Annotated in this window: 25 protein-coding genes and 1 tRNA gene; 16 read left to right on the top strand and 10 right to left on the bottom strand. The window is 74.1% G+C overall.

Annotated elements, in window-relative coordinates:
• Positions 1–18 precede the first annotated feature (18 nt).
• Positions 19–103: transfer RNA gene (locus ACZ6S8_RS12905), tRNA-Leu, on the top strand.
• A gap of 105 nt (positions 104–208) precedes the next feature.
• On the opposite strand, the gene ACZ6S8_RS12900 is transcribed toward ACZ6S8_RS12905, so the two are convergent.
• The 3 genes from ACZ6S8_RS12900 to ACZ6S8_RS12890 form a co-directional block, all read right to left on the bottom strand.
• Positions 209–1663 carry an amino acid permease gene (locus tag ACZ6S8_RS12900; protein ID WP_469455463.1) on the bottom strand — a complete coding sequence of 485 codons (1455 nt, stop codon included), beginning with the start codon at positions 1661–1663 and terminating at the stop codon, positions 209–211.
• 219 nt (positions 1664–1882) lie between these two features.
• On the bottom strand, positions 1883–3427 hold the full coding sequence (locus ACZ6S8_RS12895) for an APC family permease (RefSeq protein WP_469455065.1): 1545 nt from the start codon (positions 3425–3427) through the stop codon (positions 1883–1885).
• A 39-nt stretch (positions 3428–3466) separates the two neighbouring features.
• Entirely contained in the window at positions 3467–4414 is a 948-nt protein-coding gene (locus ACZ6S8_RS12890; protein ID WP_469455063.1) for a hypothetical protein, read from the bottom strand.
• A 264-nt stretch (positions 4415–4678) separates the two neighbouring features.
• Between ACZ6S8_RS12890 and ACZ6S8_RS12885 the strand changes: the two genes are divergently transcribed.
• A complete protein-coding gene (locus ACZ6S8_RS12885) occupies positions 4679–5104 on the top strand; it encodes an ASCH domain-containing protein (protein ID WP_469455061.1) in 426 nt (141 codons plus the stop codon).
• Between the two features lie 82 nt (positions 5105–5186).
• Here the strand turns inward: ACZ6S8_RS12885 and ACZ6S8_RS12880 are convergent, their stop codons facing one another.
• Positions 5187–6842: an FAD-binding dehydrogenase gene (locus ACZ6S8_RS12880; RefSeq protein ID WP_469455059.1), complete on the bottom strand. Its 1656-nt coding sequence runs from the start codon at positions 6840–6842 to the stop codon at positions 5187–5189.
• Between the two features lie 74 nt (positions 6843–6916).
• Between ACZ6S8_RS12880 and ACZ6S8_RS12875 the strand changes: the two genes are divergently transcribed.
• From ACZ6S8_RS12875 to ACZ6S8_RS12840, 8 genes are all read left to right on the top strand, one after another.
• Positions 6917–7447 carry an NUDIX hydrolase gene (locus ACZ6S8_RS12875; protein WP_469455058.1) on the top strand — a complete coding sequence of 177 codons (531 nt, stop codon included), beginning with the start codon at positions 6917–6919 and terminating at the stop codon, positions 7445–7447.
• A gap of 9 nt (positions 7448–7456) precedes the next feature.
• Positions 7457–7855: a YidH family protein gene (locus tag ACZ6S8_RS12870; protein ID WP_469455057.1), complete on the top strand. Its 399-nt coding sequence runs from the start codon at positions 7457–7459 to the stop codon at positions 7853–7855.
• A complete protein-coding gene (locus ACZ6S8_RS12865; RefSeq protein ID WP_469455056.1) occupies positions 7852–8187 on the top strand; it encodes a DUF202 domain-containing protein in 336 nt (111 codons plus the stop codon). Before ACZ6S8_RS12870 ends, ACZ6S8_RS12865 begins: the two co-directional genes overlap by 4 nt.
• Before the next feature lie 82 nt (positions 8188–8269).
• The gene (locus ACZ6S8_RS12860; protein WP_469455055.1) at positions 8270–8566 is read left to right on the top strand and encodes a hypothetical protein; all 297 of its coding nucleotides are present in this window, start codon (positions 8270–8272) and stop codon (positions 8564–8566) included.
• 148 nt (positions 8567–8714) lie between these two features.
• Entirely contained in the window at positions 8715–9626 is a 912-nt protein-coding gene (locus ACZ6S8_RS12855; protein ID WP_469455054.1) for an MBL fold metallo-hydrolase, read from the top strand.
• Between the two features lie 163 nt (positions 9627–9789).
• Positions 9790–10830, top strand: coding sequence for a phosphotransferase family protein (locus ACZ6S8_RS12850; RefSeq protein ID WP_469455053.1), 1041 nt, complete (start codon positions 9790–9792; stop codon positions 10828–10830).
• A 12-nt stretch (positions 10831–10842) separates the two neighbouring features.
• Positions 10843–12057, top strand: a complete 1215-nt coding sequence (locus tag ACZ6S8_RS12845) for an acyl-CoA dehydrogenase family protein (protein ID WP_469455051.1) — start codon at positions 10843–10845, stop codon at positions 12055–12057.
• 285 nt (positions 12058–12342) lie between these two features.
• Positions 12343–12990, top strand: coding sequence for an acetate uptake transporter (locus tag ACZ6S8_RS12840; protein ID WP_469455050.1), 648 nt, complete (start codon positions 12343–12345; stop codon positions 12988–12990).
• 37 nt (positions 12991–13027) lie between these two features.
• Here ACZ6S8_RS12840 and ACZ6S8_RS12835 read toward each other — a convergent pair whose 3' ends face one another.
• Positions 13028–13405: a MerR family transcriptional regulator gene (locus tag ACZ6S8_RS12835; protein ID WP_469455048.1), complete on the bottom strand. Its 378-nt coding sequence runs from the start codon at positions 13403–13405 to the stop codon at positions 13028–13030.
• A gap of 89 nt (positions 13406–13494) precedes the next feature.
• Here ACZ6S8_RS12835 and ACZ6S8_RS12830 point away from each other — a divergent pair, with 89 nt between their 5' ends.
• A complete protein-coding gene (locus tag ACZ6S8_RS12830; RefSeq protein ID WP_469455047.1) occupies positions 13495–14601 on the top strand; it encodes an alkene reductase in 1107 nt (368 codons plus the stop codon).
• Positions 14602–14605: 4 nt separating this feature from the next.
• Here ACZ6S8_RS12830 and ACZ6S8_RS12825 read toward each other — a convergent pair whose 3' ends face one another.
• The 3 genes from ACZ6S8_RS12825 to ACZ6S8_RS12815 are packed head-to-tail and all read right to left on the bottom strand — an operon-like array spanning position 14606 to position 17793.
• On the bottom strand, positions 14606–15211 hold the full coding sequence (locus tag ACZ6S8_RS12825; RefSeq protein ID WP_267722589.1) for a TetR/AcrR family transcriptional regulator: 606 nt from the start codon (positions 15209–15211) through the stop codon (positions 14606–14608).
• A gap of 57 nt (positions 15212–15268) precedes the next feature.
• A complete protein-coding gene (locus tag ACZ6S8_RS12820) occupies positions 15269–17038 on the bottom strand; it encodes a class I adenylate-forming enzyme family protein (RefSeq protein WP_469455044.1) in 1770 nt (589 codons plus the stop codon).
• Positions 17023–17793 (bottom strand): SDR family oxidoreductase, encoded by a 771-nt coding sequence (locus tag ACZ6S8_RS12815; protein ID WP_469455461.1) that lies wholly within the window; start codon positions 17791–17793, stop codon positions 17023–17025. The genes ACZ6S8_RS12820 and ACZ6S8_RS12815 overlap by 16 nt, the downstream gene beginning before the upstream one ends.
• Positions 17794–17935: 142 nt before the next feature.
• Between ACZ6S8_RS12815 and ACZ6S8_RS12810 the strand changes: the two genes are divergently transcribed.
• From ACZ6S8_RS12810 to ACZ6S8_RS12795, 4 genes are all read left to right on the top strand, one after another.
• Positions 17936–19231, top strand: a complete 1296-nt coding sequence (locus ACZ6S8_RS12810; RefSeq protein WP_469455043.1) for an exo-beta-N-acetylmuramidase NamZ family protein — start codon at positions 17936–17938, stop codon at positions 19229–19231.
• Positions 19232–19283: 52 nt separating this feature from the next.
• On the top strand, positions 19284–20588 hold the full coding sequence (locus tag ACZ6S8_RS12805) for a serine-threonine protein kinase (protein WP_469455041.1): 1305 nt from the start codon (positions 19284–19286) through the stop codon (positions 20586–20588).
• A gap of 95 nt (positions 20589–20683) precedes the next feature.
• The gene (locus tag ACZ6S8_RS12800) at positions 20684–21367 is read left to right on the top strand and encodes a hypothetical protein (protein WP_469455039.1); all 684 of its coding nucleotides are present in this window, start codon (positions 20684–20686) and stop codon (positions 21365–21367) included.
• On the top strand, positions 21364–22101 hold the full coding sequence (locus ACZ6S8_RS12795) for a 3-keto-5-aminohexanoate cleavage protein (protein WP_469455038.1): 738 nt from the start codon (positions 21364–21366) through the stop codon (positions 22099–22101). The genes ACZ6S8_RS12800 and ACZ6S8_RS12795 overlap by 4 nt, the downstream gene beginning before the upstream one ends.
• 89 nt (positions 22102–22190) lie before the next feature.
• Here ACZ6S8_RS12795 and soxR read toward each other — a convergent pair whose 3' ends face one another.
• Positions 22191–22634 (bottom strand): redox-sensitive transcriptional activator SoxR, encoded by a 444-nt coding sequence (soxR, locus tag ACZ6S8_RS12790; RefSeq protein WP_469455036.1) that lies wholly within the window; start codon positions 22632–22634, stop codon positions 22191–22193.
• 114 nt (positions 22635–22748) lie between these two features.
• On the opposite strand from soxR, the gene ACZ6S8_RS12785 reads away from it, so the two are divergent.
• Entirely contained in the window at positions 22749–23210 is a 462-nt protein-coding gene (locus ACZ6S8_RS12785; protein WP_383927438.1) for a MaoC family dehydratase, read from the top strand.
• Here the strand turns inward: ACZ6S8_RS12785 and ACZ6S8_RS12780 are convergent.
• Positions 23201–23839 (bottom strand): TetR/AcrR family transcriptional regulator, encoded by a 639-nt coding sequence (locus ACZ6S8_RS12780; protein WP_469455034.1) that lies wholly within the window; start codon positions 23837–23839, stop codon positions 23201–23203. The two genes, ACZ6S8_RS12785 and ACZ6S8_RS12780, sit on opposite strands and share 10 nt — an antisense overlap.
• Positions 23840–23890: the final 51 nt, after the last annotated feature.

Here is a 23890-nt window from a genome sequence, read left to right as displayed (position 1 = left end):
ACGCGAGACAGACACCTAGTCCGGGTGGCGGAATGGCAGACGCGCTAGCTTGAGGTGCTAGTGCCCTTTATCGGGCGTGGGGGTTCAAGTCCCCCCTCGGACACAAAAGAAGGACCCCGCTTCGGCGGGGTCCTTTTCGTCGTGCTCCGCCGGGGGGGGACGCCCGGGTACGGGGCCCCGTGGCGGGGTTCCCGTACCCGGGCGCGGTTCAGGAGCGGGTTGCGGCGATTTCGGCTACGCGGCGGCGGACCAGGAACCAGCCGCCCACCAGGGCCGCGCCGATGAGCGGGACGCACAGGACCGTGGTGCGGCCCACGCCGCCGTCCGACCACATCAGGACCAGGACCGTGGCGAGGAAGAGCAGGGTCACGAGCTGGGTGTACGGGGCCCAGGGCAGCCGGTAGGAGGGGCGCTCCAGGAGGCCCTGGCGGGCGCGGCGCCAGAAGTGGAGCGAGCAGAGCATGACCATGGCCCAGGTGCCCAGGATGCCGAGCGAGGCGAAGTTCAGGACGATCTCGAAGGCGTCGGACGGCATGAAGTAGTTGAGGCCGACGCCGGCGATGCCGAAGGCGGCGGTGAAGAGCACGCCGCCGTAGGGGACCTTGCCCTTGTTCATGACGCCGGTGAACTTGGGGGCGGAGCCGGACATGGCCATCGAGCGCAGGATGCGGCCCGTGGAGTAGAGGCCGGAGTTCAGGCTGGAGAGGGCGGCGGTCAGGACGACGAGGTTCATGATGCCCGCGGCGCCGGGGACGCCCAGCTTGTCGAAGACGGTGACGAAGGGGCTCTGGTCGGAGGAGTACGCGGTGTACGGGAGCAGCAGCGCGAGGAGGACGACCGAGCCGACGTAGAAGATGCCGACGCGCCACATGATCGAGTTGATCGCCTTCGGCATGATCTTCTCGGGGTTCTCGGTCTCGCCGGCGGCGACGCCGCACAGCTCGACGGAGGCGTACGCGAAGACCACGCCCTGGATCACCAGGAGCATCGGGAGCATGCCCACGGGGAAGAGCCCGCCGCTGTCGGAGATGGTGGACAGGCCCGGGGTGTGGCCGTCGATGGGGTGGCTGGTCGCGACGAGGTAGATGCCGACGAGCAGGAAGACCGTCAGGGCGGCGACCTTGACCAGGGAGAACCAGAACTCCATTTCGCCGAAGTACTTCACCGAGATCAGGTTCGCGGTGAGGACGATGGCGAGGGCGGCGAAGGCGAGGACCCACTGGGGCACGTCGGTGAACAGCGACCAGAAGTGGGCGTAGGTGGCGGCGGCCGTGATGTCGGCGACGGTGGTCGTGGACCAGTTGAGGAAGTACAGCCAGCCGGCCGTGTAGGCGCCCTTCTCCCCCATGAACTCGCGGGCGTAGGAGACGAAGGCTCCGGAGGAGGGGCGGTAGAGCACGAGCTCGCCGAGGGCGCGGACGACGAAGAAGGCGAAGACGCCGCAGACCGCGTAGGCGATGGCGAGGGAGGGCCCGGCTCCGGCGAGGCGGCCGCCCGCGCCGAGGAAGAGGCCGGTGCCGATCGCCCCGCCGATCGCGATCATGTTGATGTGGCGGGACTTGAGGTCCTTGCTGTAGCCCTCGTCGCCGGCGTCGACGTGGCGGGCGGGCGCCGCCGGGGCCGACGGCGGGGCGGGGGCCTCGGCCAGGGTGCGGTCACTCAGGTCACTCATGTACGACTTCGCCTTCGTGGGTGGGACAGGCAGGGCCCGGGCTGCCGTCGGGGAGCTGGGTGATGTCCCCTGTGCGGTGGTCCGGCCGTTTTGATCGCCCCAGGAGACCACGGGCCTCCGCTACCCGCCAAAAACGCCCCCATGCGCACCGAAGCCCCCGACGACCTTGGAATGGGGTGTCGGGGGCTTCGGGGAAGCTGGAAAGCGAGGCTAGTCGCTGGTGTTGGCCTCCGCCGCCTGGTCGAGGCGGAAGGCTTCGTTGCCCAGGCCGATGCGGGCGTGCACCTCGGGGCGGCGGCGGCGCAGCACCGCTCCGTAGAGCAGGCCGATCACGACGGCCGCGCCGATGATGCCGGGCAGGGCCCAGCTGAGGGCGGAGCCCTTCTCGGCGCCGACGAGGACGCCGAAGTCCTTGACGGTGTAGACGGCGATGCCGAGGAGCGCGAGGCCGGCGGCGCCGGCCGCGACGAGCCGCCAGACCTGGGCGCCGGCGGTGCCGCGGCGGACGAAGAAGGCGATGACGGCGAAGGAGGCGGCGGCCATCAGCAGGGTGATGCCGAGGGCGCCGACGCTGCCCATCCAGGTGAAGAGGTGCAGCACGGGGGCGGTCGGGTCGCCGGCGGGCAGGTCGTCGGTGACCGCGAAGGCGATCACCACGACGGCGGCGATGCCGGTCTGGAGCAGGGAGCCGGTGCCGGGGGCCCCGGTGCCGGGGTTGGTCCGGCCGAAGGCGGCCGGGAGGAGGCCCTCGCGGCCCATGGCGAAGGCGTAGCGGGCGACCACGTTGTGGAAGCTGAGGACGGCCGCGAACATGCCGGTCACGAACAGGACGTGCAGGACGTCGGTGAAGGTGCCGCCGAGGCGGTCCTGGGTGAGCTGGAAGAGCAGGCCGGGGCCGGCTTCGGCGGAGGTCTTCACGACCTCCGAGGGGCCGGTGGCGACGGTCAGGGCCCAGGAGCTGAAGGCGAAGAAGAGGGCGACGAAGCCGACGGCGAGGAACATCACCCGGGAGACGACGATGTGCGGCTTGCTGGTCTCCTCGGCGTACACCGGGGACTGCTCGAAGCCGACGAAGGCGGCGATGCAGAAGCACAGGGCGGTGCCGAGGCCGGCGCCGGCGAGGGTCTCGGGGTTGAAGGCGTGGAGCGAGAGGCCTTCGGGGCCGGGCTTGCCGAGGGCGGCGACGTCGAAGATGACGACGAGGGCGCACTCGATCAGGAGGAGGACGCCGAGCACCTTGGCGTTCAGGTCGATCTTCAGCCAGCCGAGGGCGCCGGTCGCGGCGACGGCGAGCAGGGCCGGGATCCACCAGGCCAGTTCGATGTCCAGGTAGGTGGCGAACAGGCCCGAGATCTCGAAGCCGAGGATGCCGTAGACGCCGACCTGCATGGAGCTGTACGCGACGAGGGCGACGAGCGAGGCGCCCGCGCCGGCGGTGGGGCCGAGGCCGCGGGCGATGTACGCGTAGAACGCGCCGGCGTTGTGGACGTGCCGGCTCATCTCGGCGTAGCCGATGCTGAAGAGCGCGAGGACGATGCCGAGGATGACGAAGAGCAGGGGCTGGCCGACGATGCCCATGACGCCGAAGGTCGTGGGCATGACGCCGGCGACGACCATCAGGGGCGCGCTGGCGGCGAGCACGGACAGCAGCAGTCCGGCGGTTCCCAGGCGGTCGGCGCGCAGGGCGCGGTCCTGGCCCTTGTACGTGCGTATCTCGGGCGGGTCTTGGAGCGTGGTGGATCTGCCCGTCGGCATGGCGGCGTCCTTTCGGGAGTACGGGTGGTCCGGAGGGGGTCAGGCGGTCCCGAGCGCGGCACTGCGCGCGGCGAGGAAGGCCTTGTGCGGGTCGAGGTCCGGATAGGACCAGGGGGCGCTGGTGGCGTGGCTGCCGATCCGGTGGAAGAGGGCGGCGGCCTCGGCGGGGCGGCCCTCGCAGAGCTTCGCGTGGGCGAGGAAGTTGAGGTCGACCCGGTTGCGCGGGTGGTCCTCGCGCTCCCACTCCAGCCACCAGTCGAAGGCGGAGCGCAGCACCTGGCGGGCGCGGCGGCCGGACCAGTGCTCGGCGGCACGCTCGGGTCCGTGGCCGTGGGCGGCGGCGAGCACGCGGTAGCGCTCGGCGTGCGCGATGACGGGGAGCACGGCGAGCGGCGAGTCTGCCGGGGACTCCTCGGCGGCCCAGGCGGCGAAGTCGTACACCTCGTGGAGCGGGTCCTGGCCGCCGGCGCAGACGCGCTCGGCGAGGCGGGCGACCATCAGGTGGTGGGCGTGGTGGTGCTCGCGGTGCCGGGCCCGGACCTGGTCGAAGTGACGGCTGAACTCCTCCTCGGTGCCGAAGGCGCGCGAGAGCAGGAGCAGGCCCAGCCAGGGGGTGGGATCCGCGGGCTGCAGTGCGGCGGCGCGGCGGCAGGCCTCCTCGGCGGCGGCCGGGGAGCCCTTGCCGCGCAGCGCGGTGAAGACGGCGGCGCAGGCCAGGAGGGTGGAGGCGTCGGCGCTGCCGGGTTCGGCGAGCAGCCATTCGCGGGCCCAGGCGCCGGCCGTCGGGGTTTCGGCGAGGACGACGATGCGGTGGCCCCTGCGGTCCCAGTCGTCGCCGGTGCCGACGAGCAGGGAGCGGACCTTGGCCCAGCGGCCCTGGCTGAACTGTGTCCGCACGTCGACGAGTTCGACGTCGCACAGGGCGGGGTCGAAGAGCTGGGCGTCGCGCTTGCGGGCACGGCCGAGGGGCGGCGGAGGCGGGGACATCCGCGGTTTTCCCTCCAGGGCGCGGGCGGACGGGACGAAACTCTGGCCGAAACGCGTGCATGCTGCACGTGACTGGTACGGCCGGGTGGTCGGGGTTTGGTACCGGTGAGCGAACCGGTGATCACCGACAGCAAAGCGGTACGCACAGCTCCGAGTCAAGGTCCAGTCCACTGGGTGGCGGGTTTCAACTGCATGGAGCGCGATGAGAGTTGGGGCTCCCGTGTCGGCTCGGGGAGGCCGCCGGACCTGTCATAGGGTCGGATCATGAGCACATACGACGACCTTCCCCCGTACCTGCTGGGCTTCCCCGGGCCCCTGCGCGACCAGCTGGTGGCGGCCGTACTGAGCGGCGCGAAGACCTCGACCACCGGACTGCTGCCCGAGTACGAGGCGGAGGGCGAGCCGCTGCCGGAGGCCGGGCAGCGGGCGGTGCTGGTGGATTCCGACGAGCGCCCGGTGGCCGTCGTCGAGGTCACCGGGGTCCGGGTGCTGCGGCTGGCCGACGTGGACCTGCGGCACGCGCTGGACGAGGGCGAGGGGTACGGATCGGTGGCCGAATGGCGCGCCGCGCACGAACGGTTCTGGCACAGCGGGCCGGTGCGGGAGGTCCTCGGCGATCCCGCCTACACGGTCGACGACGACACGCAGGTGGTGGCGGAGCGGTTCCGGGTCGTGGAGCGGCTGGCTTGAAACCCACCCCGCGGCGGGGTCTCCGGGCGGGGTGGGCCCGCCCGGAGGCCCGGGGCGGCGGGGGCGGCGGGGGCGGCGGGGGTCAGCCGACCGCCAGGGCGGCGGCGCGGCCCGCCGCCCGGCCCGAGAAGAGGCAGCCGCCGAGGAAGGTGCCCTCCAGGGCCCGGTAGCCGTGGACGCCGCCGCCGCCGAACCCGGCCGCCTCCCCCGCCGCGTAGACGCCGGGCAGGGGTTCGCCCTCCGCGGTGAGGACCCGCGAGGAGAGGTCGGTCTCCAGGCCGCCGAGCGACTTGCGGGTCAGGATCGAGAGCCGGACGGCGATCAGCGGGCCGGCCGCGGGGTCGAGGATGCGGTGCGGGGCCGCCGTACGGATCAGCTTGTCGCCGAGGTACCTGCGGGCGCCGTGGATCGACATCACCTGGAGGTCCTTGGTGAAGGGGTTGGCGATCTCCCGGTCCCGGGCCACGACCTGGTCGCGGACGGTCGACTCGTCGAGCAGGTCCTCCTTGGTGACCGCGTTCATCCCGCGGACCAGCGCGGACAGGTCCCGCTCCACGACGAAGTCGGCGCCGTTGTCCATGAACGCCTTGACCGGCCCCGGAACGGCCTGGCGCGCCCGGTCGATGACCTGCCGGACGGACCGGCCGGTGAGGTCGGGGTTCTGCTCGGAGCCGGAGAGCCCGAACTCCTTGCCGATGATGCGCTGGTTCAGCACGAACCAGGTGTGGTCGTGGCCGGTCTTCATGATGTGGTCGAGCGTGCCGAGGGTGTCGAAGCCCGGGAAGAGCGGTACGGGCAGCCGGCGGCCGGTGGCGTCCAGCCAGAGCGAGGAGGGGCCGGGCAGGATGCGGATGCCGTGCCGGTTCCAGATCGGGTTCCAGTTCTCGATGCCCTCGGTGTAGTGCCACATCCGGTCCTTGTTGATGTGGCTGGCCCCCGCCGCTTCCGCGATGCCCAGCATCAGGCCGTCCACGTGCGCCGGGACGCCGGAGAGCATCCGCTGCGGCGGGGTGCCGAGGCGCGCGGGCCACTGGGCGCGGACCAGGTCGTGGTTGCCGCCGATGCCGCCGCTGGTCACGATCACGGCCTGGGCCCGCAGCGAGAAGGAGCCGGTGGCCCCGCGGCCGCTCGCGGCGCCCCGTACGGCGTCGGAGGGCTCCAGGACCTCGCCGGTGACGGTGTCCACGGAGCCCGCCGTACGGGAGAGGCCGGTGACGCGGTGGCGGAACTTCAGCTGCACCAGGCCGCGGGCGACCCCGGCCCGGACCCGGCGCTCGAAGGGTTCGACCAGTCCGGGGCCGGTGCCCCAGGTGATGTGGAAGCGGGGGACGGAGTTCCCGTGGCCGTTGGCGTCGTAGCCGCCGCGCTCGGCCCAGCCGACGACGGGGAAGAAGCGCACGCCCTGGCGGTGCAGCCAGGAGCGCTTCTCGCCCGCCGCGAAGTCGATGTACGCCTCGGCCCAGCGGCGCGGCCAGGCGTCCTCCTCGCGGTCGAACCCGGCGGTCCCCAGCCAGTCCTGGAGGGCGAGGTCCCGGGTGTCCTTGATCCGCATCCGGCGCTGCTCGGGCGAGTCCACGAAGAACAGGCCGCCGAAGGACCAGTGCGCCTGGCCGCCGATCGACTGCTCCGGCTCCTGGTCGAGCAGGATCACCTTGCGGCCGGCGTCGACGAGCTCGGCGGTGGCCGCCAGGCCCGCGAGCCCGGCCCCGATCACGATCACGTCTGCGTCGTACGTCATGCGAAACCCGTCCTCCGTCGGTGGTGGGGCGATCCTTGGCTACGGACCGGTAACCCGTCAACAGGGATGGTTGGATGAACCGTGTGAGTGCTGCTGACGAACTGCTGGACGTGGTGGACCGGGACGACCGGGTGACGGGGCGCGCCCCGCGCGGCGAGGTGTACGCCCGCGGGCTGATCCACCGCTGCGTGTTCGTACGGGCCCGCGACGCGGCGGGGCGGGTCTTCGTGCACCGCCGGACGGCGTCGAAGCTGGTCTTCCCCGCGCACTACGACATGTTCGTCGGCGGAGTGGTCGGGGCCGGCGAGGACTACCCGCGGGCCGCGCTGCGGGAGGCGGAGGAGGAGCTCGGGGTGCGCGGGCTGCCGCAGCCCGTACCGCTGTTCAAGTTCCTGTACGAGGGGCCGGGCGGGTCCTGGTGGTCGTACGTGCACGAGGTGCGGTGCGAGCTGCCGGTCGACCCGCAGGCCTCGGAGGTGGACTGGCACACCTGGCTGCCGGAGGCGGCGCTGGAGCGCCGGGTGGCGGACGGCGACTGGCCCTGGGTGCCGGACGGGCTGGAGGCGTACCGGCGGCTGCGGGGGTTCCGGGGGCCCGGCCAGTAGATTGGCCGGGTGATCGACTTCGTCAAGGACATGCGCCTCTGGTTCGCCCCCGAGCGGCTGAGGGACGAGGGCGAGACTCCCGACTACCGGTTCTCGCTGGCCAACGAGCGGACCTTCCTCGCCTGGATCCGGACCGCCCTGGCGCTGGTGGGCGGCGGGTTCGCGGTGGACCAGTTCCTCCCGGACCTGCGGTGGGCGGTACGGGTCGGGATGGCGCTGGCGCTGCTCGCGGTCGGCGGCGCCTGCGCGGTGCGGGCGGTGAACCACTGGGCGAAGTGCGAGCGGGCGATGCGGCGGGGCGAGGACCTGCCGCTGTCGCGGTTCCCGGTGGTGCTGACGGCGGGCGTGGCGCTGGTCGCGGTGGCGATGATGGCGGTCGTGCTGCTGGGCTGGACGAAGGGGCGGTGACCGCCCCCGCGGCGGCCCGCGACGCCGGGCTGCAGCCGGAGCGGACCCGCCTCGCGTGGCGGCGTACGACGCTGGCCTGCTCGGTCGCGGCGGTGCTGGGGCTGCGCCAGGCGATGCGCGGGCCGGGTACGCCGGCCGACGCGGCCGGGGCGGGGATCATCGTGCTGCTCTGGCTGGCGTTCCTGTGGGTGGCGCACCTGCGGATGCGACAGCTGGCGGCGGCCCGGCCGCGGGGGCTGGCCCCCAGGGCCGCCCTGGCCGCGGTGGCGTGCACGGTGGCGCTGGCGGTCTTCGCGATGGCACTGCTCGTGCTGCAGGCGTTGATCGGCTGATCGTTCCGTCCGATGATCGGGCTTCTTCGCGCCACCGCCCGATAACAGGCGATTTACGGTGATCACCACTAGCCTCGGCGCCATGACGACCCTGCACCACGAACACCCCACGCACGAGCACGCCCACGGCGCCGACTGCGGCCACCGGGCGGTACCGCACGGAGACCACGTCGACTACGCGCACGACGGCCACCTGCACCGCGAGCACTCCGGGCACTGGGACGAGTGCGAGCCGGCCGGACACACCGCCCACGAGGGCCACCCGCACGCGCACGGCTCCGCGTGCGGGCACGAGGCGGTCCCGCACGGGGACCACGTCGACTACGTGCACGACGGCCACCGGCACGCCGAGCACGACGGCCACTACGACGACCACTGAGCCGGACCCCGCGCGTCCCGGGCGGTGACGCGGTCGGAGCACCGGCCGGGACGCCGACCGGGAAAGGCGTCGGGACAGCGCCCTCCCCCGGCGCCGCGATGCCTGGCAGGATGCTGAACTCCTGTCAGAGCGACCCGGGGAGAGCGCGATGGCCGTCGCGGAGCCGTACCTCGTCCAGCCCGCCGCCGGGGTGTACGCCTACGTCCAGCCGGACGGGGGCTGGTGCCTGAACAACGCCGGCTTCGTGACCGACGGCGGCCGCACGCTGCTCGTCGACACCGCCGCCACCGAGCGCCGGGCCCGCGCGCTGCGCGACGCGGTCACGGCCGCCGACGCTCCGCTCCCGCGCACGGTGGTGAACACCCACCACCACGGCGACCACACCTACGGCAACGGCGTGTTCGCCCCCGGTGCGATGATCCTCGGGCACGAGAACGCGCGGGCCGAGCAGCTCGCCGCCGGGCACCAGCTGGAGACGATCTGGCCCGCGACGGACTTCGGCGCGGTCGAGATCACCGCCCCCGACCTGACCTACGACGACCGGATCACCCTGCACGTCGGCGGGACGGAGGTGCGGGTCATCCACCCCGGCGTCGCCCACACCACCGGCGACTCGGTCGTGTGGCTGCCCGACCGGCGGATCGTGTTCACCGGGGACCTGGTCTTCGCGGAGGGGACCCCGTTCCTGGCGATGGGCTCCCTGGCCGGATCGCTGCGCGCCATGGAGCTGCTGCGCTCGCTGGACGCGGAGACCGTCGTACCCGGGCACGGGCCGCTCACCGACCCGTCGGCGTACGACGCCACCGAACGCTACCTGCGGTACGTGGCCGAGCTGGCCGGGGAGGGGCGGGCGAAGGGCCTGACCCCGCTGGAGACCGCGCGGGGCGCCGACCTCGGCGAGTTCGCGGCCTGGCGGGAGAGCGAACGGCTGGTGGCGAACCTGCACCGGGCCTACGCGGAGCTGGCCGGGGAACCCGAAGGCGTCCCGCTGGACGTGCCGGCGGTGCTGAGGGACATGACGGCGCTGAACGGCGGGACGCCGATCCCCTGCCACGCGTGACGCGTGACGCGGCGGGCGAAGGGAGCGGCGGGGTGACCGGGATGGACACCTCAGGGCGAAAGGTGTTCTTTCGGTCCGCCCTCTGGACGGCATACCGACTGGTCGGCATGATGGCATCGTTCCGTCCGGCACCATCCCCCGACTCCGTACGGAGGCGCGCACCATGTCCTCAGCCCCAGCCGGCCCCCGGGGCCTCGATCCGGAGCGGCTGCGCGTCCACCTCGACGCGGTGCGTCCGGGACTCGTCGCCGGTCCGCTGCGCGGCCGGCTCATCGAAGGCGGGCGGTCCAACCTCACCTACGAGGTCACCGACGGCACCTCCCGCTGGGTGGTGCGCCGGCCCCCGCTGGGACACGTCCTGGCCACCGCGCACGACATGCGGCGCGAGCACCGGGTCATCACCGCCCTGCGGGACACGGCCGTGCCGGTACCCGCGACGGTGCTGCTGTGCGAGGACGAGTCCGTGCTCGGGGCGCCGTTCTACGTCATGGAGTTCGTGGACGGGGTGCCGTACCGGACGGCCGGCGAGCTGGCCCCGCTCGGCCCGGAGCGGACCCGGCGGGCGGTGCTCGGACTGGTCGACACGCTCGTCGAGCTGCACGCGGTGGTTCCGGCGGCGGTGGGGCTGGGCGACTTCGGCCGCCCCGACGGCTTCCTCGACCGGCAACTGCGCCGCTGGGGCAAGCAGCTGGCGGCCTCCCGGGGCCGTGAGCTCGCCGGAATCGACGAGCTGCACGCCGCGCTCGGCCGGGCGCTGCCCGACTCCCCCGCCCCGACGGTGGTGCACGGCGACTTCCGCCTCGACAACGTCCTGATCGGCGGGCCCGACGACGCGATCCGGGCGGTGCTGGACTGGGAGATGTCCACGCTCGGCGATCCGCTGACCGACCTGGGGCTGCTGGTGATGTACAGCTCCGACCTGGGCCTGACCGAGTCCCCGGTCAGCACGACGAGCGCGGCGCCGGGCCATCCGCGACCCGCCGAACTGATCGAGCGGTACGCCGCCCGCTCCGGCCGCGACACCGGGTCGATCGCCTGGTACACGGCGTTCGCCTGGTTCAAGCTCGCGGTGATCCTCGAAGGCATCCACTACCGCTACACGCTGGGGCAGACCGTCGGGGCCGGCTTCGACCGGATCGGCGAGCTGGTCCCGGTCTTCATCGAGCACGGACTGACCACGCTGCAGGACCTCCGGAAAGGCTGAGGCACTCATCCCATGGACTTCGCATTCGACGCCCGGACCGAGGAACTCCGCGAGCGGCTCCTCGCGTTCATGGAGGAGTACGTCTACCCGGCGGAGCCCGTCGCTGCCGAGCAGCGCGCGCGGCTGGCCTCGCCCTGGGACACCCCGGCCGTCTTCGGTGAACTGAAGGCCGAGGCGCGCCGCCAGGGCCTGTGGAACCTCTTCCTGCCCGACGCGGAGCACGGCGCCGGGCTGACCAACCTCCAGTACGCCCCGCTCGCCGAGATCACCGGCCGCAGCCCGCACCTGGCGCCGACGGCGACCAACTGCGCCGCCCCGGACACGGGGAACATGGAGCTGCTCTCCCAGTTCGGGAACGAGGAGCAGAAGAAGCAGTGGCTGGAGCCCCTGCTGGCCGGGGAGATCCGGTCCGCGTTCGCGATGACCGAGCCCGAGGTGGCGTCCTCCGACGCGACCAACGTCGAGACCCGGATCGAGCGCTCGGGCGACACGTACGTGGTCACCGGGCGCAAGTGGTTCATCTCCGGGGCGATGAACCCGGACTGCGCGGTCTTCATCGTGATGGGCAAGACCGATCCAGACGGGACCGATCCGCGGCGCCAGCAGTCGATGATCCTGGTCCCGCGGGACACTCCGGGCGTCGAGATCCGCCGGGCCATGACGGTGTACGGGTACGAGGACCACGACCACGGCGGCCACGCCGAGGTCGTCTTCGACGGGGCGCGGGTCCCGGCGGCGAACCTGATCGGCGAGGAGGGCGGCGGCTTCGCCATCGCCCAGGCCCGGCTGGGTCCGGGCCGCATCCACCACTGCATGCGGCTGATCGGCATGGCGGAGCGCGCCATCGAGCTCATGTGCCGGCGGGCGCTGGAGCGCACGGCCTTCGGCAAGCCGCTGGCGGCGCAGGGCGTCGTGCAGAACTGGATCGCGGACGCGCGGGTGTCGGTGGAGCAGGCGCGGCTGCTGGTGCTGAAGACGGCCTGGCTGATGGACACGGTCGGCAACCGGGGCGCGCACTCCGAGATCCAGGCCATCAAGATCGCGACGCCGCGGGCGGTGGTGGCGATCCTGGACCAGGCGGTGCAGTTGCACGGCGCGGGCGGGGTGAGTCAGGACTTCCCGCTGGCCGAGCTGTGGGCGGCGGCGCGGACGCTGCGGCTGGCCGACGGCCCGGACGAGGTGCACCAGCGGTCCCTGGCCCGGCGGGAGCTGAAGCGCTACCAGTAGCCTCCGGCGGACGGCCCGGAACGGTCCCGGCCCGGATCCTCGGTCCGGGACTCGGACCCGGCCGGGCCCGGCCCGGACTCGGACCCGGGCCGGGCCCGGCCGGGGCTTCGGAGCGGGACGGGTGCCGGGGCTTCGGACCCGGGCGGGGTACGGGACTTCGGGCCCGGGCAGGGGACTTCGGGCCCGGGCGGGGGACTTCGGGCCCGGGCGGGGGACTTCTAGTGGTCCAGACCAGTCGCGAAGTCCGATATATTCGGATTACCCCCACCGAAAGTGCCCTCAGCCATGCCCAGCTCCGCCCTGGCCCCCGCCCCGCGGGCCACCCGTCCCGAGGCCGCCCCCGCCCCCGGTCCCGCGTCCCTTCCCGCCGCCGCGCAGCCGTCGGCCGATGCCGGGCCCCTCGGCCTGGCCGCGTTCGCCCTGACCACGTTCGTGCTCAGCCTGTTCAACTCGGGCCTGGTCTCGAACACCGCCCTCAGCGCGGTCGTCCTGCCGCTCGCCCTCTTCTACGGCGGCCTCGCGCAGTTCGTCGCCGGCCTGCTGGAGTTCCGGCGCGGGAACACCTTCGGGACCACGGCGTTCGTCTCGTACGGCGCGTTCTGGATGTCCTTCGCGGGCTACGTGAAGTTCGTCGTCCCGACCCTGCCGGCCGACCAGGCGCACCTCGCCACCGGCTGGTTCCTCGTCGCCTGGTTCGTCTTCACCTCGTACATGGCGGTCGCGGCCCTCAAGCTGGACCTCGCGCACCGCGCGCTGTTCACGGTCCTCGCCCTGACCTTCCTCTTCCTGGCGCTGGGTGACCTGACCCAGGTCACCGCGCTCGGCCACGCCGGCGGCTGGCTCGGCCTGCTGTGCGCGGGCATCGCCTGGTACGTCTCCTTCGCCGGCGTGGCCGAGGCGACCTGGGGCCGCAAGGTCGTTCCCCTGGGCTGACGGGCGTACGGGCCCGCGGCCGCGTCGGCGCCGCCCCTCAGCGGGGGTCGGCCGCGCCGCGGCCCGCGGCCGCGTCGATCACCTCGTCCAGCACCTCGCGGGAGCGCTCCAGCTCGCCGATCATCCGCTCGATCCGGTCCCGCTCGGTGGCCAGTTCGGCCACCAGCGCCGGGGTGGCGCGCAGCGAGGGACCGCCGTCCTCGTCGCGCATGCAGGGCAGGATCCGCGCGATCTTCGTGCTGTGCAGGCCGGCGGCGTAGAGCTCCTGGATGCGGATGACCCGGTCCACGGCCCGTTCGGGGAAGTCCCGGTGGCCGCCGGGCGTCCGGCCGGACACCAGCAGGCCCTGCTCCTCGTAGTAGCGCAGCGAGCGCTCGCTGACGCCGGTGCGCGCCGCCAGTTCACCGATCCGCATGTCCCGCCCCCGGTCCGGCCGCAGGTCCCGGGGCACGGCGCACCACGGGACTTGAACCTCACATCAGTGTGAACTTCTACGGTACCGGCATGACGCAGACACAGCGGGCGACCGCCGCATCCCGCCTCTTCGAGCCCGCCCGCCTCGGCCCCCTGGAGCTGCCCAGCCGGCTGGTGATGGCGCCGCTGACGCGCAACCGCGCCGGCGCGGACGGGGTCCCGGGCGGGCTCATGGCCGCGTACTACGCCCAGCGCGCCTCGGCCGGTCTGATCATCGCGGAGGGCACCACGCCGAACGCCGTCGGCCAGACCTACCCGCACATCCCCGGCATCCACACGCCCGCGCAGATCGCCGGCTGGCGGCGGGTCACCGAGGCGGTGGGATCGGCCGGCGGGCGGATGTTCCTCCAGCTCCAGCACGGCGGCCGGGTCGGCCACCCCGACACCAGCGGGCACGTCCCGGTGGCCCCGTCGGCGGTGGTGTTCCCCGAGCCGCTGCACACGCCCGGCGGGCTCCGGGACGCCGTGGCGCCGCGCGCGATGACGGCCCGGGACATCGCGGACACCGTCGCCGACTTCGCGACCGCCGCCCGCAACGCCGTCGCGGCGGGCTTCGCCGGAGTGGAGGTGCACTCCGCCAACGGGCACCTGCTCCACCAGTTCCTGTCCCGGAACACCAACCGCCGCACCGACGCCTGGGGCGGTTCCGTGGAGGGCCGGATCCGGTTCACCGTCGAGGTGGTGCGGGCGGTCGCCGAAGCGGTGGGCCCGGAGCGGGTCGGGGTGCGCATCTCCCCCGGGGGGAGCGTGAACGCCATTGAGGAGGGGGACACCGGAGAGCTCTACCCGGCGCTGCTGGGGGCGCTGGCCGAACTGGAGCCGGCCTACCTCCACCAGATCCACGCCGACCCGGACCACCCCCTGTACGCGGACCTCCGCAGGGCATGGCCCGGCACGCTGATCGCCAACCCGGCGCTCTCCCACGAGGAGGTCGCCGCCGACGGGGGCCTGCTGCGCGCCGAGCGCCTGCTGGCCGGGGGCGCCGACCTGGTCGCGCTCGGCCGCGGCTTCCTCGCCAACCCCGACCTCGTCGAACGGCTGCGCACCGGCGCCCCCCTCAACGCGCTCCGCCCGGAGTTCCTGATGTACGTCCAGGGGCCGGAGGGGTACACCGACTACCCCGCCCTCGCGGGGTGAGCCCTCAGGGCCGCAGGGCGCGCAGCAGCAGGTCCGCGAGGTGGTCGGCGACCTGCTGCGGCGTGAGCGGGCCGTCCGCGCGGTACCAGGTGGAGAGGTGGTGCACGGACCCGAAGTGGTAGTCGACGACCAGGTCGGCGGGGGTGGCCGTGGAGAAGACCCCGGTGCGCTGGCCCTCCTCGACCAGGGCCCGGAACCGCTCGTGGTAGCGCCGGCGCTCCGCCCGCACCTGCTTGAACTTCTCCGGGCTGAGCTGGTGCATCGACCGGAAGAAGATCATCGCGTCGTCGAGGTTCTCGATGGTGGTGACGACCACGTCGGCGGCGGCCGCGCGCAGTCGCTCCTCCACCGGGGCGTCGGATCCGGCCACCGCGTCGAGCCGCTGCTGCTGCAGGCGCAGCATCCGCGCGTACACCTCGTGCAGCAGGTCGTCCTTGGAACCGAAGTAGTGGTAGAGCGCGCCCTTGGTGACGCCGGCCGCCTCGACGATCTCCTGGACCGAGGTGCGGTCGTAGCCGCGCTCGGCGAACAGCCTGGTGGCGACGGCCAGCAGGCGCTGCGGTACCGGCGCTTCGTGCGTGCCCTCGGGCTCCGTGGTCCTGGCCGCCATGGCGCTGACCTTCCTTCCGTGTGCTTCGTCGTGCCCCGGGCGGCCGTCCGGCTGTTTTCAGCCGCGGTCGCGCAGTTCCCGTCGCAGGATCTTGCCACTGGTCGTCTTCGGAAGGACAGGCAGGATCTCCACCTGGCGCGGGTATTTGTACGCGGCGATGCGCGCGGCGCAGTACGCGGACAGCTCCTGCGGCGTGGCCGAGGTGCCGGGGCGCAGGCTGACGTACGCCTTCACGCTCTCCCCGCGGTACGGGTCCGGGACGCCGACCACGGCCGCCTCGCGGACGGCGGGGTGGGTGTAGAGCACGTCCTCGACCTCGCGCGGCCAGACCTTGAAGCCGGAGGCGTTGATCATGTCCTTCTTGCGGTCGACGACGTAGAGCCAGCCGGCCGGGTCCATGAACCCGACGTCGCCGGTGCGCAGTTCGCCGTCCGGGAAGGCCCGGGCGGTGTCCTCGGGCAGGCCCCAGTAGCCGGGTACGACCTGGGGGCCGCGGACGGCTATCTCGCCGGCCTCGCCGAAGGGGAGCTCGGCGCCCTGCTCGTCGAGGATCCGTACGACGGTGTCGGCGCCGGGCACGCCCACCGAGAGGGTGCCGGAGACGGGGTCGACGGGCGCTTCGAGGTGGACGGGGACGGAGGCGCAGGGGGCGGTGCACTCGGTGAGGCCGTAGCCGTTGCGGAGGTAGAAGCCGTAGGCGGCGCGCAGCCGCTCGACGAGCGCGGGCGGCAGCGGGGCTCCGCCGGAGGAGAGCACCTGGAACGAGGCGAAGTGGTCGGGGGTGGCGCCCGGGTGGGCGGCCAGGGCCATGAAGGCGGTGGCCGGGCCGACCGCGTAGGCGGGGCGGTGCTCGAGGAAGGCGTCGAGGACGGCGCCGGCGTCGAAACGGTGGGCGAGGGCGAGGGTGCCCGCGTTGGCGAAGCAGGCGGCGAGCTGGCAGACCATGCCGGTGATGTGGAAGAGGGGCGCGAGGGCGAAGTAGGTGGCGCCCTCGGGGAGCGGGTGGCCGGTCACCTGGCGGGCGGCGTTGTAGGTGAGCGCACCGTGCGGGTTGAGCGCGCCCTTGGGGGCGCCGCTGGTGCCGGAGGTGTAGCTGATCAGCGCGGTGTCCGCGGCGGCGAGGCGGGGGTCGTCCGGGGCCGGGTGGCCGTGGCGGGCGACGGCGGTCAGGTCGGCGACCCGGCCCGGGTCGGCGGCTTCGGCTTCGGCTTCGGCACCGGCGTCGGCTTCGGCACCGGCGTCGGCACCGAGGGGAAGGCCGGCGGTCCCGTCGGCGGGCCCGTCCGTGATCCGCAGGACGCGGGGGTCGTTCCGCGTCTGGAAGTCCAGGTCGCTCGCGGTCAGGACGGTGCGCACGGCGCTGCCCCGCACGGCCCCGCCCAGGTACGCGCTCCACGCCCGGACGTCGCAGACGAGCGCGACGGCCCCGGAGTCGCCGAGGACGTGTCCGACCTCGCCGGACTTGTACATCGGGTTCAGCGGGACGACCACCGCGCCCGCCTTCCAGGCGGCGAGGACGGCGAGCACGAAGTGCGGGGTGTTCTGGAGCATGACGGCGACCCGGTCGCCGCGCCGGACGCCCCGCCGCGCGAGGTGTCCGGCGACCGAGTCGGAGAGCGCGTCGGCCTCGGCGTAGCCGGTGCGGCCGTCGAAGTAGGCCAGGGCGGTGCGCCCGGGCACCCGGGCCGCGGCGGCGCGGAAGGCGTGCAGCACCGTGGGCGGTGGCGCGACGGGGGCGCGCTGGGCCGGGCTGAGCAGCCCGAGCCAGGGCCGGGCCGCGTACGGGGAGTCCTCAGGGGCGGCCGGCGGGCTCACCTGGCCTCCCACGTGCGCTGGAGGCGGTTCATGCCCCCCAGCCAGCGGTCCGGATCGGTGGCGCGCGCGGCGTAGTAGTCCGCCACCTCGGGGTGCGGGAGGATCAAGAACCGGCCCTTCTCCATGCCGTCGAACAGTGCGTCCGCCACCGCGTCCGGCTCGATCGCGGTCGGTGCGAGGACGAGTTCGCCCGCCGAGCCCGCGGCGGTCAGCATGTCGGTGCGCACTCCCTGCGGGCAGATGGCGTGGACGTCGACCCCGCGGTGGCGGTAGGTCAGCGAGAGCCACTCCGCGAAGGCGAGCGCACCGTGCTTGGTGACACTGTACGGCGCCGCGCCGATCATGGTCAGCAGCCCGGCGGCGGAGACGGTGGACACGAACCGGCCGCTCCCCCGCTCCAGCCAGTCGGGCAGCAGCAGCCTGGCCGCGCGGACGTGGGCCATGACGTTGGTGTCCCAGGCGGCCTCCCACACGGCCTCGTCGGCGAAGGCGTCGCCGCCCGAGGCGAGTCCGGCGTTGGCGCAGTACACGTCGATCGTGCCGCCGAGGGCCTCGCGCGCCTGCGCCACGATCGCCGAGGCGTCGCCGGGCACCGCGACGGCGCGGGCGCCGATCCCGGCGGCCACCGACGCGGCCTTGGCGGGGTCGAGGTCGTTGACCACCACGGTGGCGCCCTCGGCGGCGAAGCGGTGGGCGAGGGCGGCGCCGATGCCGCCGCCCGCACCGGTGACGACGACCCGCTGGTCCTGGTACGCGCTCACGGTGATCACCTTTCGTGGCCGGGTGCGGCAGCGGGGCGCCGGTGGCCGGCGCCACCGGTCGGCTGCCGCAGATCCTCGGAACGGATCGCGCGCATACTAACCAGTCGGTATGTCCTGGGGGAAGAGGTCCGCCACCTAGCGTGGCCGGATGATTCTGTCGCGACGCGGGGTGCTGGGACTGGCGGGGGCCATGGGGGCGGTGGGAGCCGTGGGGCCCGTGGGAACGGCTGCCGCCGCGGGCGGTGGAGCCGCCGCGGGCAGGGTCGCCGCCGCTCCCGCCGCACCGGCGGAGGGCCGGGTGCGGACCGGCTTCGAGCGGATGGCCGCGGACGGGTACGCCGTGCTGGCCGGGCAGCGGGTCGGGGTGGTCACCAACCCGACGGGGATCACCGCGGACGCCCGCCACCTGGTCGACGTCCTGCACGCGGACGAACGGGTCGACCTGGTCGCGGTGTTCGGCCCCGAGCACGGCTTCCGCGGCACGGCGCAGGCCGGCGGCTCCGAGGGGGCGTCCCGCGACCCGGCGACCGGGCTGCCCGTGTACGACACGTACGACACGAGCGGGCAGCGGCTCGCGGACGTGTTCACCGCCGCCGGGATCGACACCGTGGTCTTCGACATCCAGGACGTCGGGGCCCGCTTCTACACCTACATCTGGACCCTGTACGACTGCATGCGCGCGGCCGCGCTCGCCGGCAAGGCGGTGGTGGTGCTGGACCGGCCCAACCCGGTGGGCGGCCGTCGGGCGGCCGGGCCGGTCCTCCAGCGCCCCTACGCGAGCTTCGTGGGACGGGAGCCGATCGCGCTGGCGCACGGGATGACGGCGGCCGAGCTGGCCCTGCTCTTCAACGGCGAGTTCCTGGCCGACCGGCCCGTCGCCCTGCGGACGGTGGCGATGAGCGGCTGGCGGCGGGATTCCTTCTTCGGCTCCACCGGGCTGCCGTGGGTGCCGCCGAGCCCGAACATGCCGACGCCGGGCACGGCCCTCGCGTACGCCGGGGCCTGCCTGTTCGAGGGGACGAACCTGTCCGAGGGGCGCGGTACGACCACCCCCTTCGAGGTGCTGGGCGCGGAGGGCGTCGACCGCCGCTGGGCGGAGGCGGCGAACGCCCTGGGGCTGCCGGGGGTGTGGTTCCGGGAGGCGTACTTCACGCCGACGTTCTCCAAGCACGCGGGGCGGCCGTGCGGCGGCGTCCGGCTGATCGTGCACGACCGGGAGGCCTTCGATCCCGTACGGGCGGGCATCGGGCTGCTGGTCACGGCCCGGCGGACGTGGAGCGGCTTCGGCTGGCGCGCGGACCACTGGATCGACAGGCTGACGGGCTCGGACCGGGTCCGGACGATGGTGGACGCGGGCGCCGGGGTGGAGGAGATCGCCGGGGACTGGGCCGCCGGACTGGACCGGTTCGCGGCGGTGCGCGCGGGGTACCTCCTGTACGGGTGAGCCGGCGGCGTCCGGGGAACGCCGGGACGCCGGGGGCGGCGAGGGGGATGTCATGGCGGGCAGCGTCGGCGGGATCGGTGTCGGACCGTACGCGGAGCTGGTCTTCGACTCCGACGGGGACGTGGACCGGGCCGCGGAGAGCGCGGTGGCCCGCATCGAGGCCACGGACCTGCTGGTCTTCGCGCACGGCTGGAACAGCGACCGCTCCACCTCGACCCGGCTCTACGACCGGTTCTTCGCCCCGTTCCCGGGGCTGGTGGGGCCGGGGGTACGGCTGGGGTACGTGGGCGTGGTCTGGCCCTCGATACGGTTCGCGGACGAGCCCATACCGGACTTCGACGGCCCCGGGCTGTTCGCGCCCGCGGAGCAGGACCCGGTGGAGGGCTCGGTGGAGACCGCGGGCCCCCGTACCGCGCTCGAACCGGGCACGCGCGCGGCCCTCGACGCCTTCTGGCCGGGCCGGCGGGCGGAGCTGGACCGCGTGGCCGAGCTGCTGGAGCGGGGCGAGGAGTCGGCGGCCGCCTTCATCGAGTTCGGTGCGCTCGTACGGGAGCTGGCGGGGGTCAACGCCGTACCCACCGCGACCGCTCCCCCGGTGCCGGCCGTCTTCACGGAGGACGTCCTGGAGGTGTGCCGGGACCTCGCCCTCGCCCTGGCCGCGGCGGAGGGACGGGAGCCGGCGGCCGGCGACGGGCTGCGGCCCCTGTGGAAGGGCGCGAAGGAACTGCTGCGGCAGGCCACGTACTACCAGATGAAGAAGCGCGCGGGAGTCGTCGGCGAGCGCGGTCTCGGCCCGGTGCTGGCCGGGCTGGCCGCCCGCCGCCCGGCCCTGCGCATCCACCTGATCGGGCACAGCTTCGGGGCGCGGGTGGTGTCCTTCTCCCTGCGCGCCGTGCCGGACGGCTCCCGGTACGTGAAGTCGCTGACCCTCCTCCAGGGCGCCTTCTCGCACTACGCCTTCGCCGACCGCCTCCCGCACGACCAGGGCCGCGGCGGCGCCCTGGGCGGCCTCCAGAGCCGGGTCGACGGTCCGGTGGTGGCCTGCCACTCCCCGCACGACACCTCGCTGAAGCTGTTCTATCCGCTGGCGTCCCGGATGGCAGGTGATTCGGCCGGTCTGCTCGGTTTCGACGACCGGTGGGGCGCGATCGGCCACGACGGGGTGCGGGCGGTGCCCGGCGCGCCCCGCCTGAGCCTCGACACCGCCCTGCGCGAGGGGGTCCCCGGGGCCGGTTGCGTCAGTGTGGACACGGGTTCCGTGGTCCGGCGCGGCGGCGCCCCGTCGGGGGCGCACAGCGACATCTGCCACGAGGAACTGGCACGGCTCGTGGTCACCGCGGGGCGCATGGGGCGCTGACTTCCGGCCATCTGCCACCCGCACGCCTCGACCGCCCCCGCATGCGCCCGCCGTAGGCCGGGCATGTTGGGCACATCGGCGGAGGTGAAGGTGTGATGGCGGGATTCCAAAGTCTGGCCCACCAGGTGCGCGACGCGCGCAATGACCGGGCCCTGCGGCGCCATTCCCTGCGCCGCTGCCTGGAGCGGTTCGCGCCCTACGGGCACCGGGCCACGTGGTGGCACCTGTGCGACCGGCACGGTATCGCCCCGGAGGACCGGGGAGCCGATCCGCTGCGGCTGGTCGCCGCGCTGGAGGAGCTGGAGGAGGCGCGGGCGGTCTGGCTGGAGTACGAGAGGCACTTCGCGGAACGGCGCAGGCGCGAGAAGCACCACGGGCTGCGGCGCCCGGAGTGGGCGTGGGGCGGCAGCGGGGACGCGGTGGTGCGGTGCGCGGACCCGGGGGTGCGGCCCGAGGGGACGCTGGGCGAGGTGCTGCGGCGGCTGGTGCGGGCGCTGGAGACGGAGCCGGGGACGGGCTGCCCGGTCTGCGGGGACCAGGAGCTGCGGTGGCCGGCGCCGGCGGCGGGCCGGCGGCCGGGCGCGGGGGGCGCCGGCGTCCGGGCCTCCGGCGTCGGGGGCCCGGGCGTACGGGGCCCGGGACTCGGGTCCCGTGCGGGCTCCGGGCCGGAGCACTGGGAGGGGGCCTGGGCCTGGGACGGCGGCCCGGTCTGCGCGGGCTGCGGGATCGTGGTGCCGAGACCGGCGCTCGCGGACATGCCCTCGGCGGGGGCCGCGTGAGGCCGCCCCTGCTGGTGTCGCTGAACGGCGCCCGGGACGCGGCGGACGGCCCGGCCGTGCCGCTGTCCCCGCAGGCCCTGGCCGGGGCCGGGCGGGAGGCGGTCGCCGCGGGGGCCGGGGAGGTGCTCGTCCATCCGCGGTCCCCGTGCGGGCGCCAGAGCATGTCGCCCCGCGTGGTCGGGCCGGCGCTGGAGGCGCTGCGGGACGCGGGGGTCGGCGTACCCCTCTCGGTGCCGGCGGGCGGCGCCGCGGAACCGGACCCGGCGGCCCGGCTGGAGCGGGTGCGGTCCTGGTCGGTGCTGCCGGACCGGGCGGAGGTCCGCTTCGCGGAGCCCGGGGCGGTGGAACTCGCCGAGGCGCTGCTCGACCGGGGGGTCTGCGTGGACGCGGTGGTACCGCTGGGCGGGCCGGCCGGACCGGAGCCGCTGGCGCGGTTCCTGGCCTGGCCGCTGCGCGACCCCGGCGGGCGGGTCCGGCTGGCCGTGGAGCTGGCGGCAGCCGAACCGGCGCTGGTGGCGGGCCTGGGCGGGCTGCCGCCGGTGGCCCTGCTGCTGTACGGGCGGGGGGACGCCGCCTGGCCGGTGCTGCGGCTGGCCGCGCGGTGCGGTACGGGCGCGCGGACCGGCGTCGGGGACGTGCTGCACCTGCCGGACGGGCGGCGGGCCCGGTCGAACGCCGAACTGGTGGCGGCCGCTCGGGCGGAGCGGGCGGGAGCGGTGCGCGCGGCCGGGTGACGGGCGCGCCCGCGGGGCGACGGCCGGCGTCGGCGGGGTGACGGGCGCCCCCTCGCCCGGTGGGGTGACCGGGGCGGCCCGCGGCGCCGCTACAGCCGGGAGCCCGTGAGCCGTTCGCCGAAGACGTCGTCCGGGTTGGACAGTGCGCAGGTCTCCAGCGAGAGGCAGCCGCAGCCGATGCAGTCCGTCAGGTGGTCGCGCAGCCGCCCGAGTTGGGTGATGCGCCGGTCGAGCTCGGCGCGCCAGGCCTCGGAGAGCCGGGCCCAGTCCTCCCGCGTGGGGGTGCGCTCCTCGGGGAGCCGGCTGAGCGCCTCGCGGATGCTGGCGAGCGGGATGCCCACGCGCTGCGCCGCCCGTACGAAGGCCACCCGGCGCAGCGCGTCGCGGGTGTAGCGGCGCTGGTTGCCGGAGGTGCGCCGGCTGCTGATCAGGCCCTTGGACTCGTAGAAGTGGAGCGCGGAGACGGCCGCGCCGCTGCGGGCGGACAGCTGGCCGACGGTGAGTTCGTGAATTTTTTCGGGAATCTGCGGCACCAGGCCGAGGGTAGCCGGAGGTCCGTTGACATACACATACGGTCACCGCATGCTGAGCAAGCGCTTATTCATTGAGCGGGGTAGTCCGTCGTCTGTGAGAGGCAGGATCAGGGCATGGCCGAGCCGAGGATCTTCACGTCCGCCGAGGAACTGCGCGCCGGAACGGGCGAACCGCTCGGTCCCAGCGAGTGGCTGGAGGTCGACCAGAAGCGGATCGACCTCTTCGCGGACGCGACCGGCGACCACCAGTGGATCCACGTGGACCCGGAGCGCGCCGCGACCGGCCCCTTCGGCTCCACCATCGCGCACGGCTACCTGACGCTGTCGCTGCTGCCGAGCCTGGTGCCGCAGGTCATGCGGGTGGAGGGCATGAAGATGGGCATCAACTACGGCACGAACAAGGTGCGCTTCCCCGCCCCGGTCCCCGTCGGGTCGCGGCTGCGCGCCACCGCCGTGCTCACGGAGGTCGTGGACGCGGGCGGCGGGGTGCAGGTCACGGCCACCGTGACGGTCGAGCGCGAGGGCGGCGACAAGCCGGTCTGCGTGGCGGAGTCGGTGTCCCGCTACTACTTCTGAGGCGCGGGCGTCCGCGCGCCCACCATGCGGAGCACGAGGTCGGCGTAGAGCGCGCCGACCTCGTCGGGCGTGCGCTGTCCGGTCGCGCTGAACCAGCGGGCGACGTCGATGCACAGCGACAGCACGGCCAGGGTGGTGCCCGGCACGTCGGGCACGTCGAACTCCCCCGCCTCGACCCCGTCGGCGAGGATGCGGCGCACGGCGGCGTCGCTCCGGCGGCGCAGCGCCACGATGTCGGAGCGGTGCTCGGGCGCCAGCGCGTCCAGCTCGTACTGGACGACGCGCGCGGTGGTGTGGTGCGCGGCGTGCCAGCGCACGAAGGACCGTACGGCGGCGTCGAGCCGCTGGGCGGCGCTGCCGGGGCCCTCGGACGCGGACGTGAGGATCCGCAGGGCCTTGTCGTGCCCGATCCGGCTGATCCGGTGGAGCAGCTCTTCCTTGGTCTTGTAGTGGATGTAGAGCGCGGCCGGGCTCATGCCGGCCCGGCCGGCGATGTCCCGCGTGGTGGTGGCGTGGTACCCGCGCTCGGCGAAGGCCTCGACGGCCGCCACGAGCAGCCGCCGCGCGGCCTCGGGGGTGACCTCCGACCACGGCTGGTAGCCGCCGGCCGTCTCCTCCACGCTGTCCATCGCCCGCTCACCCTCTTCACCCGTTGGGAAGGGACACCCTACCGGAGGGTG

Source organism: Streptomyces sp. NPDC048461 (assembly GCF_055587105.1).
This window is presented reverse-complemented; position numbering and strand designations above follow the sequence as displayed.